Below are 18924 nucleotides of genomic sequence, written 5' to 3'. Positions count from 1 at the left end.
CTTTAGTTAAAGGTATCGTAGATATAAAAAAAGAGGGCAAAAGGGTGTTCCACCTTTTACCCCTGGAAGGACATTGAGAATGTAAAAACACTCTCAAGGCAATGATTAGTTATTTCTCTTTTGTTAGCTGTATAGTTAGAGCGATGAGATGCGCACTCCTTACAGATTTTTTGTACTTTTTTAAAAATAATTTTATCAGTAGTTAACTCTATAAAAAACAATACTGCATATGCGAAGTTTGCCTTTTACAATTGAAAATTTAAACGGCGGTTTTATGAAAGTGGAGGGAATTCTGCGCGTGGAAGGAGAATATTTGGTATTTGAATACCAAAAAAAAGATGCGGTTGTGGAGGCCTATCAGTCTGAACTCAGGACAGAGAAGATTCCAATATCGGAGTTGGATATGCTGGAGTTTAAAAAAGGGTGGTTTAGCGGGAAACTGATTTTGCACGGTAAAAGAGCTTCTTCTTTCGGAGATTTACCGGGGAAAGAATTGACAGAGCGGGTACTGAAAGTAAAAAGGAAACATCGGAATACAGCCGCATCTATTTCTTCGAACCTGAATCTTAAACTTTCCGAGCAAAAACTAAATGAGCTGGAAGATTAACCTATGAGCATTCCATATAATTATTCGATATATGAAACCTCTGAAGCAGACACCAAAGTTAAAGAAGTGAAGGGGATATTAAGTTTTGCTGATAATGAACTGCTTTTCGAATACAAAGTATATGATGTATATGGAAATGGAATAAGCAATCTCTCCAAATTTGCTATTCAACTTGATAACCTCAAATACATTCGGTACAAAAAAGGATTTTTATTTACCGGGGGAAAATTGATTATAGGGGCTAATAAATGGGCATTTTTTGAGCCGTTACCGGGCAGCGATCAGGGAGTAATTAAATTGAATATTAACAGAAGAGACCGTGGTGAGGCCATCCGGATGTCTACAAAATTGAACCTGTATATATCTCAACAACGCCTGGATGATATGGGTGAGGAATAATTTTTACCCATGTAGAGACGCAAAATTTTGCGTCTCTACATTAGGGTGGAAAAATTATTTCAGGAATCCCTTCTTCATTAATAATTCAGCATTCAGTATCGCTCCGCCGGCCGCACCGCGAATGGTATTATGTGCCATGGCTACAAAGCTGACATCAAACACATCTGCTTTTCTAAGTCGACCTAAGTGCAATTGCATTCCGTTTTCAGCATCGGCATGTAAACGTGGCTGAGGGTAAGCATCTTCCTGGTGAAGTTTATATAACGTTTTTGGAGAAAAAGGCAGATCCAGATCCGAAACAGGATTCAGGTAATTTTTATACGCCTCCTTCAGTTCTTCAAGATCAGCCGGTGGTTTTTGGAGTTTTACGGTAGCCGAGATCATATGTCCGTTGATGGTAGGCACTCGCGTTGCCGTAGCTTGAACCGGAAAATGTGGTTTTGCTAAGGTAGTCCCTTCCAGTGTGCTTAAAAGTTTTCGGGTCTCAGGACCAACTTTAGGTTCTTCCCCCGAAATGAATGGAATTACATTCCCTAAAATATCCAGACTAGCCACCCCGGGATATCCTGCTCCGGAAACTGCCTGCATGGTGGTGAGGATCAGAGCTTCGATCCCAAAAGCATCATACAATGGTTTCAGTGAAAGGGATAAAGGAACCGCCACACAATTTGGGTTCGTGACGATCCAGCCGCTGCCATCTTTGGTAAAAGTCTGGGTTTTGATGAGTTCGGTATGATCAGGGTTGATCTCCGGAATCAGCAACGGAACCGTTGGATCCTGCCGGAAATTTTTGGCATTGGATATAACGGGTATTCCTGCAGTGGCAAAAGCTTTTTCGATCTCGCCGGCTACGGATGAATCCAATCCTGAAAACACAAAATCCACATCTTTAAATTCTGAGGGATCACAATTCTTGACTATCGTTTCCTTTATAGATTCAGGAAGAACCACATCTTCGATCCAGTTAGCGGCGTCTTTGTATTTTTTACCGGCCGAGCGTTCGGAGGCCCCCAAGGCTTCAATTTCAAACCAGGGGTGACCCTGTAATAAGCGAATAAATTTTTGTCCAACGGCACCGGTAGCGCCTAAAATTCCTACTTTCATGATGAATGTGTGAGTTAATTTGTATCAAAATTTTGTGAGCACTGAAAATAACCATTTAATACCCTTAATGTGAGTTTTTTAGCCGAAGAATATTCACTTTTTTGTCACGAAATCTCTAAAACACGATAAGGAAAAATTATAAGAGTGTATTATCGTGATTAGGTAAGTTCCTGTCTTCGTTGTTGGATGTTCCTTGTTCTATGTTCAAATTTCCATCCCACCAATCTGTGTTCTATCTTTGCGCCATGAAATTTCTGTATGACAAAGTCGAAGCCCGCTCTCCCAAATTTTATGCCTGGTTGGTACTGGGGTTATTGTTTCTGATCTACATCTCCAGCTTCGTGGACCGGCAAATCGTGGCGGTGCTGGGAACGGCCATTCGGGATGACCTCAGTTTCACAAATACTCAGATCGGTGTTCTATACGGTCCGGCTTTTTCCCTGATCTATGCCGTATGCGGAATTTTCATGGGATGGTTTGCCGATCAGTTTTCCCGAAAGCGGATCATTCTCATCGGACTTGTAGTTTGGAGCCTGATGACCGTAGCCAGCGGTTTTGCCAGCTCCTTCATTTTTCTTGTTACGGCGAGATTTTTTGTGGGGGTGAGTCAGTCGGCATTGAGTCCGGCGGTGTATTCATTACTGGCCGATTACTTTCCACCCGAAAAAAGAGCGCGCGTATTCTCGGTGTACGCCTCAGGCATCTTTGTTGGGGTAGGACTCTCCTTTTTGATCGGCGGCTCAGTAGCGCAAGCCTACGACTGGCGGGAGGCTATGAAGATCGTGGGTTGGCCGGGATTGGTTTTAGCGGTTATCGGTTTTCTGTTGATCCGTGAACCGATTCGGAAATCCGGCAAAAGCGAGCGTTCGGCAACTCAATTTTTTGAAGTGCTAAAATTCATAATCAGTAAAAAAGCCGTTCGATATCATTTGGCAGGTTTTTCTTTTTTGGCCCTCAGCGGGTATACCATTTTAGCTTTCATCGGGAATGTATTGAACGATACGTTTGAGACGCCATCTCTGATCTCACAATACGGCTGGTTTATGTTTTTGGCGGGTGTCGGGGTGAATGTCTCCGGATGGCTGGCTGATAAGCTGGCTATAAAATATGGCTCGGAAAAACGCTTCGTGATGGGAATTGTAGCTGCTCTTGGCGGACTCCCATTCTATTATTTTGGCTTGATGGCAGAATCGGTGATGACGGCTTTTATACTGATCGGGATCGGGAATGTGATTGCTTCTTCATACAACGGAGTGGCAGCCGCCCTTATCCAGTATTTTGTGAAATCCGGCATGCGAGGAATGGCCGGCGCGGTCTATTTATTTGTGATCAGTATTGTGGGTTTTGGAATTGGTCCGCCTGTAACGGGATGGCTTATTGATCATGTTTTTACGGATCTGTATGGTCCATCTAAAGCATTGTTAGTAGTATTTACAGTTTGTGGGGTTTTTGCTACGGTAAGTTTTGTGAAGGCGATGCAACACTATCATGAAGATGCGGTGGATTAATTACCAGCCAGGGGCGTATCGACCTTGACCTCGTTGCTTAGCTCCGGCTTAGCAATGCAGTCCGGGAAGCTCCAGCTTCCCGTAACATGTATTGATCTGTTAACCATAATCATCTTCGTTTTTATTTTGTGCCGACAAAAGAAACAAAAGCTCCCGACTGCGAAAAAAGAGTTAAAGCTGACTTAAATTCGTTCCCAACGTCCTCGTTGGGAATGCCTGCCCGGACACTTGGTCCGACTAATACGAATTGAAACTGATCAATTCTTGATCTCATTAGCCCGAAACATCCCATCTGCGGCCTGCAGGATCTTCATTCGTAGCTGATCATTATAATCGGGGCGTTTATTCAGGAAATCACGAACGGTTTGAACAGCGGTATCGGAGGAGTAATTTCCTAAGGTCACATCCAGCCAGCGTTTGGGGAAAAAGATATCGCCGGTGACCTGAATTTCCTGCAGCAATTCTAAACTGGGCAGAATGTATTTCTCGGAATAATCCACCCGAAGCGGATGGTGCAAATATCCCAAGGCGCTGAGCACCCAGGATTCCGTCTGCCGGTTTTCCTCATCTTTCAGGGATTCAAAAAAATCATCCCGAACCTGCTGATCGTTGGAAAGGGCAGGACTGATGAATTCAAACCTGCGCTTGCGGTCGCTGTTTTCAATATCATCCAGTTGGCTTGAAATGATGTCCTTAGATTCTTCCGGCATTTTGATTGCCAGATTTCCCGCCATGCTGATGTAGTCGGTTTCGGAAAGGTTCAGCCCATCGATCTCCATCTCATCACTCCAAATATCATATACTTTTTGGATCTCGGATTCATTGATGGCGATATTTCTGAAGGCGTTGAAGAAAGTCTTTTTCTTACTTGGTTCATCCTGATCGATCATCTGATCCCATAAAATTTCTTCAATATCAGATGCTACATCATTCCGTTCTTCTTCATTCAGCAGATCCCAGTAGATAGTTTGAATTTGGCCCAATATCTGCCCGATCAAAAGCTGGTTTTCTTCAGTTTGAATAAGCTCGAGGAGTTTAGATAAATACTCTCCGGGCTCCACCTCATTTTGCTCCAGCATATTCTCGTAAAGGTTGATAAGTTGAGAACCCTTACGAACATTTTTCATGTGTTCCCAGTATTCCAGCGTTTCAAGTTTAGCAGGAAAAAGACCATATCCCCGGCCGTTGGCATTGAAAACCTTTGTTTCAGCTTTCAACTCATTTAGTGTTGCAAACTTGGTGTCATCATCACTGAGGATATCAAAAAATTTGAAGGAACTATCCTCCGGACTGATGGTCCAGATACCCACTTGCTGCGGCCACACCCGTCCCATTCCTGCAGGATCGGTTTGCACTAAGATATCATATAATAGTGGCTCCCGACCGGGTAGTTCGTCTTCCTTGAATTCATAACTGAAATGGGGTCGACCGGGAGTATTAACCCAAACTTCACTCCATGATTTCAGGTCCTGGTTGGAAAGGTCATCCAGAATATTAATAAGATCAGGCCACGTGGCATTTCCAAAAGAATAGGCGCTTAGATATTCCCGCATCCCTTCTTTGAAAATTTCTTCCCCTACGAGTAACTCAAGCTGACGCATCATGATCGGAGCTTTGTTGTAAATGATGGCCCCATACATTTGTCCGGCTTCGTTCAGGTTTCCCAAATACTGGCGAATGGGATTGGCACCCTCAGTACGATCCACAGAATACGCACTTGGGTGATGGCGCAGCACAAAATTCAGGTCATGGTCGATCTCCGGGAAATTGGGATTCATGATCTTGGCAGCCATGAAGTTGGCAAAGACTTCTTTGGTCCATACATCATTGAACCACTCCATGGTAACCAGATCGCCAAACCACATATGCGCAGTTTCGTGAGCAATCAGGCTGGCGCGACTCAGTAACTGAGACTCCGACGGGTCTTCATCCAGGAGCAAAGCCGAAGCTCGATATTGAATAGCTCCCACATGTTCCATGCCTCCGTATTGAAAAGTCGGAATGAGGGCGAAATCAAATTTCTGGAATGGGTAGTCGATGCCGGTGTATTCCTCCAGCCAGTCGAGCGAAGCTTTATGCAGGCGGAAGATGTTATCTATATTTCGGTCTGCTTTTTCCTGATCGGATTCCCGGTGCAGCATGGTCATTTCAACGCCTTCCACGGTTTGGGTAACCTTTTCAAAATCTCCGGCCACAAAAGAAAACAGGTAAGAACTGATCAGGTCGGAAGGGGCAAAATTGAGGGTCTTGGTGGAATCGGATTCATGCTGATAATTCAATGGTGCATTGGAGATTGCTTCCCAGTTTTTCGGAATCTCTAATGTTAGGTCATAGATAGCTTTCAGGTCCGGCTGATCAAAAAGCGGGAATGCGGTACGGGCGCGGTCCGGAACAAAAAGGGTGTACAAGTATTCGGGATTTCGGTTGAGAGATGACTCCCCGGCAGTGAAATCAATATCGACGGAGTTTTGGCCTTCCGTCAAGTACTCAGCCGGCAAAATAATGTGTTCTTTCTCAAAGTTGATCTCCACCGTTACCCCGTTTATGGAGATCGATGTCAGTAGTTCTTCAGATTCCCGAAAATCAAGCTGGATGTCATGACTACCATCCTTTAGCTCAAATAAAATCGTAGCTGATGCAGGGATGGATTCGGATTCCTCCTCCGGTATCTTAAAATACAATTCATAAGTAATATCCGAGATATTCGCCTTTCGGAACTGAGCCAATTCAAGGGAGACGCCAGGCTCAATATTAGGTGAGGTGGAACATCCAAGTATCCCAAAGATCAAAGCAGATAAAAGAATAGATTTAGTGAAAAATTTCATATGCCTTATTGGTTAATTTTTTCGAGCCTAAACTATCAACAATCAGGAGAAATTCAAGCGAGAGTTTTGTAAATAAAAGTCATAGATTTGTGAATCTGCTGCAACTAAGAGCGGTTTAATAAACCTGTCAATCCTTCTCAGAGAATGCGGAATCAAAGGCAGATTCAGAAGGAGGGAAATCGATGTTCTTGACATATTCACAGGATTCCCCGGCGCCATATTCTCTGTCCATGCCGCTGTCTTCCCATTCAACGGAAAGGGGGCCTGAGTACTTGATCTCATTAAGCGCCCTGATGATCCGGTCGAAATCGATGTTTCCTCTTCCCACGGAAACGAAATCCCAGTTTCGGTCGGGATGACCGAAGTCCAGATGTCCGCCAAAAGTACCGGCCTTGGTGGGTTTATCTGACCACCACACATCTTTCATGTGCACATGGTAAATACGGTCAGAAAACGTTCTGATGAACTTAATATAATCAACACCCTGATAGCCAAGGTGACTGGGATCGTAATTGAATCCAAAAGTTTTACGTCCGCCAAGTGCATCAATGGCACGTTCAGCCGTAGAAATATCAAATGCTATTTCGGTGGGGTGGATTTCCAGCCCAAACCGTATACCTGCATCGTCAAATACATCCAAAATAGGATTCCATCGCTCGGAAAAATCCTGGAATCCCTTTTCAACCATATCCGGCGTATTGGGAGGGAAGGAGTACAGTTTTGACCAGATGGAACTTCCTGTAAATCCATTGACCACATCAACGCCCAGCTTTTTTGCTGCCCGGGCGGTGTTCTTCATTTCCTCCGCAGCTCGCTGCCTCACGCCTTCAGGATCGCCGTCTTTCCAAACATGTTCCGGAAGGATTTCTTTATGGCGCTCATCAATGAGATCGCAAACTGCCTGTCCTACCAGGTGATTACTGATAGCCCACACTTTAAGATCGTACTTTGACAGCAACTCTTTGCGCTCTTGACAGTACCCGTCTTCCTCAAGGGCTTTAGTGACATTGAAGTGATCCCCCCAACAGGCCAGTTCCAATCCGTCATAGCCCCAATCGGAAGCTTTTTTAGCAAGGGTTTCAAGGCTGAGGTCAGCCCACTGCCCGGTAAATAGCGTAACAGGTCTGGACATAGTAAAGAGGTTTAATGAAAATTATATGGTGATATCATCTGCTGTAGTCTCTTCATCCAAGACTTTGTCGTTAAAGAAGATGATGAAGAAGATCATAACTGCCGCAGCAAAAATGGCAGGGATCCACCAGAAATCATACCACTGACTCAGGGTTAAAGATTCTGCCGTACCAAGGAAACTGTTGTACACCATCCCTGCTATCTGGGCGCCTATAAGCATTCCTACACCGTAAGTGATGAGCACAATAAGTCCCTGTGCCTGTCCGCGAATTTCGGCGGTGGATTTTTTATCTACATAAATTTGGCCGGTTACGAAGAAGAAATCGTAGCAGATACCGTGCAGTGCAATACCGGCAAGGATCATCCAGGTGGTGGGCTCAGTCGCTCCAACGGCAAATAGTGCATAACGAAGTACCCAGGCCAGCATCCCGGCGGCAAGCATCCACTTTACGCCCAACCGGATAAACATGGCCGGTATCAGAACCATAAAGAGTACCTCAGACATCTGGCCGATAGTGAGGGTAGCGGCAATATTTTCAAAGCCGGCATTCCCGATAAAAATTTGGGTAAAATTATAGTAAGCGGCCAGCGGAATACACAGTAAAAACGAGCTGAAGAGGAACACATAGAAAGACCTGCTCCCCAACTGTTTAAAGGCATCGATCCCGACAATACTGCGAATAGAAACTTTTTCTCCCGCGGCCGGCGGCGGAGTATGAGGAAGTGAAAAGCTATAAACTCCCAGGAGAAGACTTGCTGCTGCCGTCATATACAAAGGCAGGGCCGTTTGCTCCGGCTTTACGTTCTCGGCAACAAACATACCCAATACAAAGCTGATGGCGAGTCCGGCCACGATCCAGCCGATGGTGCCAAACACCCGAATGATAGGAAAATCTTTTTCCTGGTCATCAATATGATGGAAAGATAGGGTGTTAGCCAGGCTCATAGTTGGCATGTAGCAAAGGTTATAGGCCAGCAGCAACAAGATAAATAAGACGGGCTGCTCAACAGCCATCGGTGTCAGGAACATAAAGAACGCTCCGAGAATATGCAGTGTGCCCAATACTTTTTCGGTGGCAAAGTATCGGTCAGCGATTAACCCAACAAAGAAAGGTGCTATAATAGCAGCAATTGGATTTACCGTAAACGGCCAGTGGGTAAGGTTTTCCATGCCGTTGGACGTCATGAAAACAGCAACCGTTGAATACCATGCACCCCAGATGAAAAATTCTAAGAACATCATCAGGCTGAGTTTGGCTTGCAATATCTTATTCATCTATAACCCCTGAAATTTATTTATTGTTTAATGTTGGTCAGAAAATAGCACATTCGACTACTTATGAAATATTTTTATATGTTCTTTTAAAAAGTTGTACAAAATATAAAAAATACCGAAGAGCAAATTGAATCACTCAATTCTTTTATTACATTGGCAGAATGTAGAAAAGATAGAATAATATCGGTACCGCTGTTAAAGATCACATGGATAGAAAAAAATTCTTAAAATTGGGAGGAGTTGCCGCTTTATCACTGCCGGTATCCCGGTTTTTAACTGTCCTTCATTCTGAATCTGGGCCCGCTTCCGAACTCTTCTTTAATATTTCTCTTGCCCAGTGGAGCCTTCATCGAACCATAAGAAGTGGTGATCTGGATCATCTTGATTTTCCCGCTATTGCAAAAAATGAATTCGGTATAGAGGCAGTAGAGTATGTAAGCACGTTTTTTCAGGACAGAGCTGAAGACTATTCCTACCTGGATGAAATGAATATGAGATGTAATGACCTGGGAGTTGAGCAGCTTCTCATTATGGTTGACGGGGAAGGCGGGTTGGCAGTTGCTGATGATAAAACCCGTGCCGAGTCCGTAGAAAATCATTATAAGTGGGTGAAGGCCGCAGAATATTTGGGATGCCATTCTATCAGGGTAAATGCCTATGGCGAAGGTAGTAAAGAAGAGCAAAAACAATATGCTGTTGATGGCCTTGGAAGACTGGCTGAGTTTTCGAAAGATCATAACATTAATGTGATCGTAGAAAATCATGGTGGCTATTCTTCGGATGGCCGCTGGCTCAGTGATGTGATATCCCGGGTTGGAATGGAAAACTGCGGTACACTGCCTGATTTTGGCAATTTCTGCGTAAAACGGGAAAATGGAGGGTTATGGGACGGAAGTTGTACGGAGGAATATGATCGCTATAGAGGTGTGAAAGAACTCATGCCCTTTGCGAAAGCTGTAAGTGCTAAAAGCTATGATTTTGATGAAAAAGGGCAAGAAACGACCATAGATTTTTCAAAAATGCTATCAATTATTTATGCTTCAGGCTTCAAAGGCTATATTGGCATTGAATATGAAGGCGATGAATTAAGTGAATTTGAAGGCATTAAAGCCACCAAAAGACTATTAATAGAAGCGGGATCTAAAATCACAGAAGGATAAACTTATGCAAATTAAAGAAAGCACTAAAGAATATGATGTATGTATCGTGGGATCGGGGGCAGGCGGAGGTATGGCTGCCCATGAGCTCACCAATGCCGGATTGGACGTACTTATGCTTGAAGCCGGTGGCTGGTTCGACTCTCAGGACTTCGCTATGTTTACCTGGCCTTATGAAACCCCGCGGCGGGGAGCTTCCACTCCGGATCAGCCTTTTGGGGAATTTGATGCCTGTTTTGGAGGATGGAATCTTGAGGGTGAACCCTATTCGACCACGCCCGGAACTACATTCAACTGGTTCAGGGGCCGGATGCTCGGTGGGCGAACCAATCACTGGGGACGAATCTCCCTGCGATTTGGACCTGATGATTTCAAATCAAAAAGCAAAGACGGACTCGGGGATGACTGGCCCATAACCTATGATGAGATCTCGCCCTACTATGATAAGGTAGATCGGCTGGTCGGTGTTTTTGGTACCAACGAAGACATTCCCAATGAACCGGGTGGTATTTACATGAAACCGCCGGAGCCGCGTTGCTATGAGCATCTGATCAAAGATACCTGTGACACCATGGACATTCCGGTGATTCCTTCACGATTGTCCATTATCACAGAGCCACACAATGGGCGTGCTGCCTGTCACTATTGCGGGCAGTGTAACCGAAGCTGTGCCACACACTCCAATTTTTCTTCTCCGTCGGTGTTGCTTCCTCCCGGATTGAGATCGGGTAAGCTTGAGATCATCAACAATGCCATGGTGCGCGAGGTTACCTATCGCGATGGCAAAGCAACCGGTGTTTCCTATGTCAACAAAGTTGATACCCAGGAATATAAGGTACGAGCCAAAGTAGTTATTTTGGCTGCAAGTGCCTGTGAATCTGCTCGGCTTTTATTGAATTCCAAATCCTCAGATTTTCCGGATGGCCTGGCGAATTCAAGCGGAGTGGTCGGTAAGTATCTCATGGATTCTACCGGAACCAGTGTAGCCGGTCTTATTCCTAAAATGATGGATATGCCGGCTCATAACGAAGATGGAGTAGGGGGTATGCACCTGTATATTCCGTGGTGGCTGGATAACAGCAAACTCGATTTCCCAAGAGGTTATCATGTTGAAATGTGGGGAGGCCGCGGTATGCCGAGTTATGGATTCATGGGCGGTATCCAAAATTACAATGCTATGTTTCAGGATGGCCCCAAGCGAAGCGGCGGATACGGCAAAGGATTGAAGGACGATTATCGCCGGTATTACGGATCGGTGGTTGGCTTCTCCGGTCGTGGTGAAGGTATCGCTTACGAAGATAATTACTGTGAGATCGACCCCAATGGGGTAGATAAATGGGGAATTCCAACCCTTCGGTTCAATTATAACTGGAGCGATCATGAATATAACCAGGTAAAACATATGCAGACCACCTTGAGATCAATTATTGATGAAATGGGTGGTCATTTACTCTGGGATATGCCTTCAAAAGAAGATGGATACGGTATCACCAATCCCGGCCAGATCATTCACGAAGTGGGTACCACCAGGATGGGCGATGATCCGAATACATCCGTGTTGAACAAATACTGCCAGGCTCATGATGTTGACAATCTCTTTGTAGTGGATGGAGGTTCCTTTGTGTCCCAGCCGCATAAGAACCCAACGTGGACTATCCTGGCACTGTCGATGCGTGCTTCGGAATATATCGTTGATCAAAAAAAGAAAGGAAATCTTTAATACTGCTGTAAATATAAACGGCCAAAAAAATAGAATTATGGACAGAAGAGAAGCAATAAAAGCACTATCCCTGGGCACGCTTGTAGCCGGTTTTTCATTGACGGGTTGTGAAATCACCCCCGAAGAAGCCGCAAAAGAGCATAAGTTTTGGAAACGTGTTACGGAGGAAGATCTTGAAAAGTGGAATGCGCAATTTTTTACCGATCATGAGTTTGAAACGGTTCGCCAGCTTGCCAATATGATCATTCCTGCCGATGAACGGTCCGGGAATGCCGAGGATGCCGGAGTACCTCAATTTATCGACTTTATGATGCTCGACAAGCCGGGCAATCAAACCCCAATTCGGGGTGGATTGAAATGGCTGGATATCCAGTGCCAAAAGAGATACGGCAAGAATTTCATTGATTGTACGGATGATGAAAAGACAAATATGCTTGATGAGATCGCTTATCCTGAGGAAGCAAAGCCTGAAATGCAGCAAGGCGTCGCATTCTTTAACCGGTTTAGAGATTTGGTAGCTTCCGGCTTCTGGTCGAGTAAAATAGGTATCGAAGATATCGGATACATAGGCAACCGCCCTCACAACTGGCAGGGATGTTCTCATGATGCGCTGGAGCATTTGGGGCTTGAAGATAAAGCCACCGGTTAAAAATCATAACTCCCATAAATTTATTACACATGAAGCGAATCGTTATATCATTATCAATGATCTTATGTTTAACGGTAACCCAATGCATGGCTCAAACTAAACAAAACACATTATCGGAAGAAGAACAGGATGACGGCTGGGAACTGCTATTTGACGGAGCCAGCCCTGACGATTGGAGAGGCTATCAAAAGGATGGATTTCCTGAGCAAGGCTGGAAAGTTGAAGACGGCATGCTTATGGTTTTGGCCGGCGGTGGCGGCGGTGATATCATCACTAGGGAAACCTACGGCGATTTTATTCTGAAGCTGGAATGGAAAGCCGAAAAAGGCGGTAACAGCGGTATTTTTTATCGTGCTCTGGAACAACCCACGCAGGCCATTTATTGGTCGGCCCCTGAATTTCAGATCCTGGATAATGAAAACCACCCGGATGCAACCCGTGGTGAAGATGGAAACCGGAAGGCCGGATCCCTGTATGACTTGATTCCCGCTAAACCTCAAAATGCAAATCCCTATGGCGAGTGGAACAGTGCGAAGATCGTAGCCAATGGCTCTAAGATCGAACACTGGCAGAATGGGGAAAAGGTGCTGGAATATGAGCTCTGGACTCCAAAATGGTACGAAATGCTGCGCAACAGCAAGTTTGTGGATCACCCCGAATTCGGAGATATGCATGAGGGACATATCGGTTTGCAGGATCATGGAAATACGATTCAATTTCGGAATATCAAGATCAAAAAGCTAGACTGATTTTTATGAAGGACAAGATCAAATACGGGATGGTCGGCGGCGGTCCGGGGGCATTTATCGGAGAGGTACATCGAAAGGCAGCCGCTTTGGATGGCCATTTGGAATTAGTCGCTGGCTCATTTTCCTCATCCGCTGAAAAGTCGAAGCAAATGGGCGAGGAGCTGGGACTGGATCCGCGTCGGGTGTACAGCTCCTTCGAAGAGATGGCTAAAAAAGAAGCCGCCCTTCCTGAAGATGAGCGCATTGATATGGTTTCGGTGGTCACGCCCAATCATCTGCACTTTCCGATTTGCAAGGCGTTTATAGAACAGGGCATCCATGTGGTATGTGACAAGCCCATGACCAACACGATTGAAGAAGCCGAGGAACTTTGCCGGCTGGTGGAAAAGCATGAGGTACTGTTTGCCCTGACCCATAATTATACCGGCTACCCCATGGTGAAAGAAGCCCGCCATCTGGTTCAAAGCGGAAAACTGGGATCGCTTCGAAAGGTCGTTGTTGAATACCCGCAGGGCTGGCTGGCTGAACCCGTGGAAGAGCAGGGAAATAAGCAGGCGGAGTGGCGGACAGATCCCCAAAAGGCCGGCGTTTCGGCAGCGATTGCAGATATCGGAACCCATGCAGAGAATCTTGTGGAATATATTACCGGACTGCAGATCGAAAAACTGTTTGCGGACACCACCTCTTTTGTGGAAGGCCGGGCTCTCGAAGATGACGCCAATATGCTGGTCCACTACGAGGGTGGAGTCCGGGGAATCCTGTACGCCTCGCAGGTATCGGTGGGGGAAGAAAACCCGTTGAACATCAGGGTCTATGGTACGGAGGCTTCACTTGAATGGAATCAGGAATCACCGAATTATTTAAGGGTGAAGTATCCCGACAAGCCGGAGGAAATCCATAAGCGGGGCAACCTTTATTTATCTGATGCGGCCGGTTTCAATACCCGAATTCCGCCGGGACATCCCGAAGGATTTTTAGAGGCTTTTGCCAATATCTACAAGAATGTGGCCCTCACCCTACAAGCAAAGAAAAATTGCAAAGAGCCGGACAAATTAGCCACAGATTTCCCTACGGTTCAGGATGGTTTGACAGGTGTAAAATTCATCCACAAGGCCATAGAAAGCGGTAAAGAAAATCACTGGGTAGAGATGGATTAGCTAAGTCAACCTTCACGGCTCAGCGAGCCGTGGTACGTACCTCGGCTCGCTGAGCCGATATGTTGAATACTGACTCGTTCCCAACGTCCTTGCCGGGAACGCCTGCCCGGACCTCCGGTCCGATGTTGAAACAGGCATCATTCTCAAATCTTACTTTTCTTCTTTTGAAACTCGTTCCGAAAGGCCGATGTTGAGCACTAAAAATATCCAGAACGCAAATTTGGAACAATTGATTAGTTAAATTAAAGCAAATATTTTAGTTCAATGAACAGTTGGTTTGTTTACATCATCCGATGCGTCGACGGTAGCTTGTATACCGGATGCACTAATCATCTCATACGACGGTGGTATCAGCACAGAAAAGGAACCGGAGCCCGTTACCTGCGAGCTCACCCGCCGGAGTTGCTGGTCTATATGGAGGAAAAGCCAGACCAGTCAGAGGCCTGTAAACGTGAATATGAGATCAAACAATTTTCAAAGGAGGATAAAGAAGAATTGATCCAACCGTTATAGCCCAACTGTCAAAACATGGTATAAAGTGTAGTAACGATGATCCCTTCACCATGCTGAGAAGGTACCGACAACAGTTGTTTTTCTTCTTTTACTTTAAGATCGAAAGGCGGGGCTAACAGGTCTAAACCACTTTGTTTTTTTAGCCGGGTTCCCTGTCCTGATATGATGTCTTTATTAGGGATGAAGTCTCCTTCCGGTACATGTTCGGTTAAAATGACATATTTGAAATCAGTCAGCTTTTTCACGATACGTTGCACTTCTGCGTTCGACAAATGCTGAAGTACCTGTCTTAATATGGCACAATCTCCTGAAGGCAGGTCATCAGATGCGATATCCAGGCAATGGAATTCAAGGTTTTCTGCTTTAAAGGTTTCCTTATTATGTTCTATAAGATCTGCCACGATATCTGCCGCAATATATTTTCGGGTATGCCAGACCAATTCTTTTCCCACGTTAAAATCTCCACAGCCCAGGTCACATACCACGGGAGGAGTTTCAAAAGATTCCAAAAATGAGGTCAGAACCTCTATATAGGGATCTACATATTCGGGATGATGAGACCCGGCTCCTGAGTAAAAATCAGCATTATGGTCCTCCCCCCAAAGCTTCATTTCATACACCTGTTCCATGGCATCTTTAGTAGGCCAGGGCTCCTTTTTTGTTTTAGATCCTTTTTTCTTCTTGTTCACGGTTTCGCTATTGATCCGGAAATAATAATTGTAGTCAGAAATATAGCTTGTACAACTTACGATTCATTTAATAAAACGTCATTGCTGTAGATGTTAGATAATTCGAGGACAGAATTTAGGTAAGAGAAAAGTCTCTCCTTGAGGAGAGTACTCCGCCTCCCATTCGGTCGGCACCTCCCTCGAGGAAGGACTTACCTCATTCCGGATACTGCCCGAATGTTTAACAGCGAAACGATGGAAATGGCGTTGCTACGATTCAACAGATCGCCGCGTCGGCAGTCCGTGAAGTTCCAGTATAGACAAATGGCCTCCTCGCGATGACATCCCTTGTTTTTATCTCGCCACTAGCACCACTATTGGGAACGGGAGCAAAACAAAAAAAGCAGCCTGAAAAATCAGGCTGCCTTTTGAATAGTCACTAAATGTATGATGAAATGATTACTTCAAATCAAAACGATCCAGGTTCATCACTTTGGTCCAGGCTTTGACGAAGTCGTTAATGAACTTCTCATCAGCATTTTCGCTTCCGTACACTTCGGCAAGGGCGCGGAGTTCGGAGTTTGAACCAAATATCAGGTCGGCGCGGGAGCCGCTCCACTTCACGTCACCGGACTTTCGATCACTTCCAACAAAAACGTTTTGATCATCATTTGTGGCCTGCCAGGTAGTATTCAGGTCCAGCAGGTTTTTGAAGAAATCGTTAGTCAGTGTTTCGGGCTTTTCGGTAAATACGCCTTTTTTAGAACCGTCATAGTTGGTATCCAGTACGCGCATCCCGCCCAGAAGAACCGTCATTTCAGGAGGAGTAAGCGTCATAAGCTGCGCTTTGTCCACCAGCATCTCTTCCTGCGAAGTGTTGTGCTTTGGATTGTAATAGTTGCGGAAAGCATCTGCCGGGGGTTCGAGCCATGCAAAAGATTCTACATCGGTTTGCTCTTGGGTGGCATCCGCACGTCCCGGTGTAAATGGTATGGTCACATCATGACCGGCATCTTTGGCCGCTTTTTCAATAGCAGCAACACCGCCAAGAACGATCAGGTCGGCCATGGAGACTGTTTTGCTGTACTCATTCTGAATTTCTTCCAGCGTGTCCAATACCTTAGCAAGTTGCTCGGGATTATTCACTTCCCAGTCTTTCTGAGGAGCCAGTCGGACTCGGGCACCGTTGGCACCGCCGCGCTTATCAGAACCGCGATAGGTGGAGGCAGAAGCCCAGGCGGTAGAAACCAGTTCAGAAACAGAAAGTCCTGAATCGAGGATCTTGCCTTTGAGTGCTTCGATATCTTTTTCATTGATCAGTTCATGATCCACTTCAGGGATCGGGTCTTGCCAAAGCAGTTCTTCCTCGGGAACTTCAGGTCCCAGAAGGAGTGATTTCGGTCCCATATCCCGGTGCGTCAGTTTGTACCAGGCACGGGCAAAAGCATCGGCAAATTCATCCGGGTTTTCATAAAAACGGCGGGAAATTTTCTCGTAAGCCGGATCTTCTTTTAGGGAAAGATCAGTGGTCAGCATAAACGGTGCATGTTTTTTGTCCGGATCATGGGCATCAGGTACAGTACCTTCGCCGGCTCCGTCTTTGGGTTTCCATTGCCATGCGCCCGCAGGACTCTTATGGACTTCCCAGTCATATTCGAAAAGGTTTTCAAAAAACTTGTTACTCCATTCGGTAGGAGTTTGCGTCCAGGCTCCTTCCAGTCCGCTGCTCACGGTATCGGCTCCTTTCCCGGAACCGTAGCTGCTCTTCCAGCCAAGCCCTTGTTGTTCAATGGGGGCTGCTTCAGGTTCCGGTCCTTTGTGAGATTCCGGGGCAGCACCGTGGGTTTTGCCGAATGTGTGTCCGCCGGCAATCAGCGCGACGGTTTCTTCGTCATTCATGGCCATTCGTGCGAATGTTTGTCGAATGAAGTCGGCTGCTTTTTTAGGATCCGGTTCTCCGTTTGGCCCTTCAGGATTCACGTAAATTAGACCCATGTGGTCGGCACCAAGCGGTTCCTCGAGCGTCCCGTCGTCAGTATGGCGTTGGTCTTCAAGCCACTCACCTTCAGAACCCCAGTAGATATCCTCTTCCGGTTCCCAAACATCAACACGTCCACCGCCGAAACCAAAAGTTTCAAAACCCATGGATTCAAGAGCAACATTCCCGGCCAGGATCATCAAATCTCCCCAGGAAAGCTTGTTTCCATATTTTTGTTTAACGGGCCAAAGCAGAAGTCGTGCCTTATCCAAATTCACGTTGTCCGGCCAGCTGTTTAGCGGGGCAAAACGTTGATTTCCTGTTGCTCCGCCGCCGCGACCATCAACTACGCGGTAAGTACCGGCACTATGCCAGGCCATACGGATCATGAGGGGACCATAATGTCCATAATCGGCCGGCCACCATTCCTGGGAGTCAGTCATCACTTCTTCCAGATCTTTTTTGACCGCTTTCAGATCCAGTTTTGAAAATTCCTCAGCATAATCAAAATCCTCACCCATGGGGTCAGACTTCTCAGAGTGTTGCCTTAGAATATCCAGGTTTAATTGGTTGGGCCACCACTCACGGTTCCCGGTGCCTCCCCCGGCACTTTCTCTCATCGAACCGTTATGAAATGGACATTTACTTTCTTCGTTTACTTTATAAGTCCCTGCCTTATTTACAGAACTTTCATTTTTATCAGCCATAGTTACTTCACGTTTAAAATTTCTTCTTGATAGGTTTTAAAGAAAGCGATTCCAAGCTCCCGAACCAAATCAATAAAGGTTTAAGGAGTGATAGGTTTTGTTTATATGACGAGGTTTAAGAGGGGGGTGATGATTGATGATTGAGATTTCCCATCATCCATCAAAAATCATCAGGTGGAAATTACTGAACGTGGACCAATTCGACCTCAAATATCAGGTTGGCATTTGGGGGAATGCTTTCCCCTGAACCGGTGGACCCGTAAGCATAAACGGATGGAATGTACAGGGTGATGGATCCGCCGGACTGCAACAAAGGAATTCCAATCTGCCAGCCATAGATAAGATTTCGCAATGGGAATGTGACCGGACTTTGGGATTGATCAAATGTGGTGCCATCACTCATCAATTTACCCTGATAATTAACGCTGACCTGACTGCAAAGTTCAGGTGTTTTACCGGAACCCTGTTCTTTTATTACATATCGAAGACCAGATGAGTGTTCCTGCACATTCTCGATATTATTCTCAGACAGATAGGCATCAATGGCAGTTATGTCTTCTTCAAGTTGAGTAGCATCTACTCCCGCGAGATTCAAATCGTAATTACATTCATCAGAGTTGTTGCGACAACCACTTGATAATACAATGATGGTAAGAAAAAGTATGGCCAGAATAGCTTTGAAATAAAGACGCATTTTTTTGAAATGTGAGATGTAGATGGATGGATGATTTTTGATGGATGATAGAGATTTCCCATCATCCATCAAAAATCATCCA

16 protein-coding genes are annotated in these 18924 nt (G+C 45.5%); 9 read left to right on the top strand and 7 right to left on the bottom strand.

The genetic code is table 11. The features are described 5' to 3' along the window. Positions 1–229 precede the first annotated feature (229 nt). Entirely contained in the window at positions 230–607 is a 378-nt protein-coding gene (locus tag HUJ22_RS14705) for a hypothetical protein (RefSeq protein ID WP_290878451.1), read from the top strand. A 3-nt stretch (positions 608–610) separates the two neighbouring features. Beyond that, a complete protein-coding gene (locus HUJ22_RS14700; RefSeq protein ID WP_290878450.1) occupies positions 611–1006 on the top strand; it encodes a hypothetical protein in 396 nt (131 codons plus the stop codon). 54 nt (positions 1007–1060) lie between these two features. Here HUJ22_RS14700 and asd read toward each other — a convergent pair whose 3' ends face one another. Next, complete coding sequence (gene asd, locus HUJ22_RS14695; RefSeq protein ID WP_290878449.1) at positions 1061–2110, bottom strand: aspartate-semialdehyde dehydrogenase; 1050 nt, start codon at positions 2108–2110, stop codon at positions 1061–1063. A 245-nt stretch (positions 2111–2355) separates the two neighbouring features. Between asd and HUJ22_RS14690 the strand changes: the two genes are divergently transcribed. After that, positions 2356–3618: an MFS transporter gene (locus HUJ22_RS14690; protein WP_290878448.1), complete on the top strand. Its 1263-nt coding sequence runs from the start codon at positions 2356–2358 to the stop codon at positions 3616–3618. 257 nt (positions 3619–3875) lie between these two features. Here HUJ22_RS14690 and HUJ22_RS14685 read toward each other — a convergent pair whose 3' ends face one another. The 3 genes from HUJ22_RS14685 to HUJ22_RS14675 all read right to left on the bottom strand — a co-directional run bounded on the left by HUJ22_RS14685 (position 3876) and on the right by HUJ22_RS14675 (position 8850). Then, a complete protein-coding gene (locus tag HUJ22_RS14685) occupies positions 3876–6443 on the bottom strand; it encodes a M1 family aminopeptidase (protein ID WP_290878447.1) in 2568 nt (855 codons plus the stop codon). Between the two features lie 127 nt (positions 6444–6570). After that, the gene (locus HUJ22_RS14680) at positions 6571–7575 is read right to left on the bottom strand and encodes a sugar phosphate isomerase/epimerase (RefSeq protein ID WP_290878446.1); all 1005 of its coding nucleotides are present in this window, start codon (positions 7573–7575) and stop codon (positions 6571–6573) included. A gap of 21 nt (positions 7576–7596) precedes the next feature. After that, on the bottom strand, positions 7597–8850 hold the full coding sequence (locus tag HUJ22_RS14675; protein WP_290878445.1) for an MFS transporter: 1254 nt from the start codon (positions 8848–8850) through the stop codon (positions 7597–7599). Between the two features lie 206 nt (positions 8851–9056). On the opposite strand from HUJ22_RS14675, the gene HUJ22_RS14670 reads away from it, so the two are divergent. The 6 genes from HUJ22_RS14670 to HUJ22_RS14645 all read left to right on the top strand — a co-directional run bounded on the left by HUJ22_RS14670 (position 9057) and on the right by HUJ22_RS14645 (position 14795). Then, positions 9057–10010, top strand: a complete 954-nt coding sequence (locus HUJ22_RS14670) for a TIM barrel protein (RefSeq protein ID WP_290878444.1) — start codon at positions 9057–9059, stop codon at positions 10008–10010. A 4-nt stretch (positions 10011–10014) separates the two neighbouring features. Then, on the top strand, positions 10015–11727 hold the full coding sequence (locus HUJ22_RS14665) for a GMC family oxidoreductase (RefSeq protein WP_290878443.1): 1713 nt from the start codon (positions 10015–10017) through the stop codon (positions 11725–11727). Between the two features lie 37 nt (positions 11728–11764). Continuing rightward, positions 11765–12376: a gluconate 2-dehydrogenase subunit 3 family protein gene (locus HUJ22_RS14660; protein ID WP_290878442.1), complete on the top strand. Its 612-nt coding sequence runs from the start codon at positions 11765–11767 to the stop codon at positions 12374–12376. Between the two features lie 86 nt (positions 12377–12462). Continuing rightward, a complete protein-coding gene (locus tag HUJ22_RS14655) occupies positions 12463–13125 on the top strand; it encodes a DUF1080 domain-containing protein (RefSeq protein ID WP_290878441.1) in 663 nt (220 codons plus the stop codon). Positions 13126–13130: 5 nt separating this feature from the next. Next, a complete protein-coding gene (locus HUJ22_RS14650) occupies positions 13131–14282 on the top strand; it encodes a Gfo/Idh/MocA family oxidoreductase (RefSeq protein WP_290878440.1) in 1152 nt (383 codons plus the stop codon). Positions 14283–14546: 264 nt separating this feature from the next. Then, positions 14547–14795, top strand: coding sequence for a GIY-YIG nuclease family protein (locus HUJ22_RS14645; protein WP_290878439.1), 249 nt, complete (start codon positions 14547–14549; stop codon positions 14793–14795). Positions 14796–14803: 8 nt separating this feature from the next. On the opposite strand, the gene HUJ22_RS14640 is transcribed toward HUJ22_RS14645, so the two are convergent. From HUJ22_RS14640 to HUJ22_RS14630, 3 genes are all read right to left on the bottom strand, one after another. Then, a complete protein-coding gene (locus HUJ22_RS14640) occupies positions 14804–15484 on the bottom strand; it encodes a class I SAM-dependent methyltransferase (RefSeq protein ID WP_290878438.1) in 681 nt (226 codons plus the stop codon). A gap of 438 nt (positions 15485–15922) precedes the next feature. Next, positions 15923–18148 carry a catalase/peroxidase HPI gene (gene katG, locus HUJ22_RS14635; protein ID WP_290878437.1) on the bottom strand — a complete coding sequence of 742 codons (2226 nt, stop codon included), beginning with the start codon at positions 18146–18148 and terminating at the stop codon, positions 15923–15925. 181 nt (positions 18149–18329) lie between these two features. Then, the gene (locus tag HUJ22_RS14630; RefSeq protein ID WP_290878436.1) at positions 18330–18911 is read right to left on the bottom strand and encodes an FKBP-type peptidyl-prolyl cis-trans isomerase; all 582 of its coding nucleotides are present in this window, start codon (positions 18909–18911) and stop codon (positions 18330–18332) included. Positions 18912–18924: the final 13 nt, after the last annotated feature.

Origin of the sequence: Gracilimonas sp. (assembly GCF_014762685.1) — a bacterium.
Classification (GTDB): domain Bacteria; phylum Bacteroidota; class Rhodothermia; order Balneolales; family Balneolaceae; genus Gracilimonas.
Note: the sequence above shows the minus strand (reverse complement) of the source record. Positions and strands in the feature narration are given on the sequence as shown.

Excerpts from the sequence above, each read along its gene's own strand:
- HUJ22_RS14705 (WP_290878451.1), top strand. The coding sequence starts at position 230 with ATGCGAAGTTTGCCTTTTACAATTGAAAATTTAAACGGCGGTTTTATG.
- HUJ22_RS14685 (WP_290878447.1), bottom strand. The coding sequence starts at position 6,443 with ATGAAATTTTTCACTAAATCTATTCTTTTATCTGCTTTGATCTTTGGG.
- HUJ22_RS14650 (WP_290878440.1), top strand. The coding sequence starts at position 13,131 with ATGAAGGACAAGATCAAATACGGGATGGTCGGCGGCGGTCCGGGGGCA.
- HUJ22_RS14630 (WP_290878436.1), bottom strand. The coding sequence starts at position 18,911 with ATGGATGATGGGAAATCTCTATCATCCATCAAAAATCATCCATCCATC.
- katG (WP_290878437.1), bottom strand. The coding sequence starts at position 18,148 with ATGGCTGATAAAAATGAAAGTTCTGTAAATAAGGCAGGGACTTATAAA.
- HUJ22_RS14665 (WP_290878443.1), top strand. The coding sequence starts at position 10,015 with ATGCAAATTAAAGAAAGCACTAAAGAATATGATGTATGTATCGTGGGA.
- HUJ22_RS14655 (WP_290878441.1), top strand. The coding sequence starts at position 12,463 with ATGGCTCAAACTAAACAAAACACATTATCGGAAGAAGAACAGGATGAC.
- HUJ22_RS14680 (WP_290878446.1), bottom strand. The coding sequence starts at position 7,575 with ATGTCCAGACCTGTTACGCTATTTACCGGGCAGTGGGCTGACCTCAGC.
- HUJ22_RS14690 (WP_290878448.1), top strand. The coding sequence starts at position 2,356 with ATGAAATTTCTGTATGACAAAGTCGAAGCCCGCTCTCCCAAATTTTAT.
- HUJ22_RS14660 (WP_290878442.1), top strand. The coding sequence starts at position 11,765 with ATGGACAGAAGAGAAGCAATAAAAGCACTATCCCTGGGCACGCTTGTA.
- HUJ22_RS14700 (WP_290878450.1), top strand. The coding sequence starts at position 611 with ATGAGCATTCCATATAATTATTCGATATATGAAACCTCTGAAGCAGAC.
- asd (WP_290878449.1), bottom strand. The coding sequence starts at position 2,110 with ATGAAAGTAGGAATTTTAGGCGCTACCGGTGCCGTTGGACAAAAATTT.
- HUJ22_RS14670 (WP_290878444.1), top strand. The coding sequence starts at position 9,057 with ATGGATAGAAAAAAATTCTTAAAATTGGGAGGAGTTGCCGCTTTATCA.
- HUJ22_RS14645 (WP_290878439.1), top strand. The coding sequence starts at position 14,547 with ATGAACAGTTGGTTTGTTTACATCATCCGATGCGTCGACGGTAGCTTG.
- HUJ22_RS14675 (WP_290878445.1), bottom strand. The coding sequence starts at position 8,850 with ATGAATAAGATATTGCAAGCCAAACTCAGCCTGATGATGTTCTTAGAA.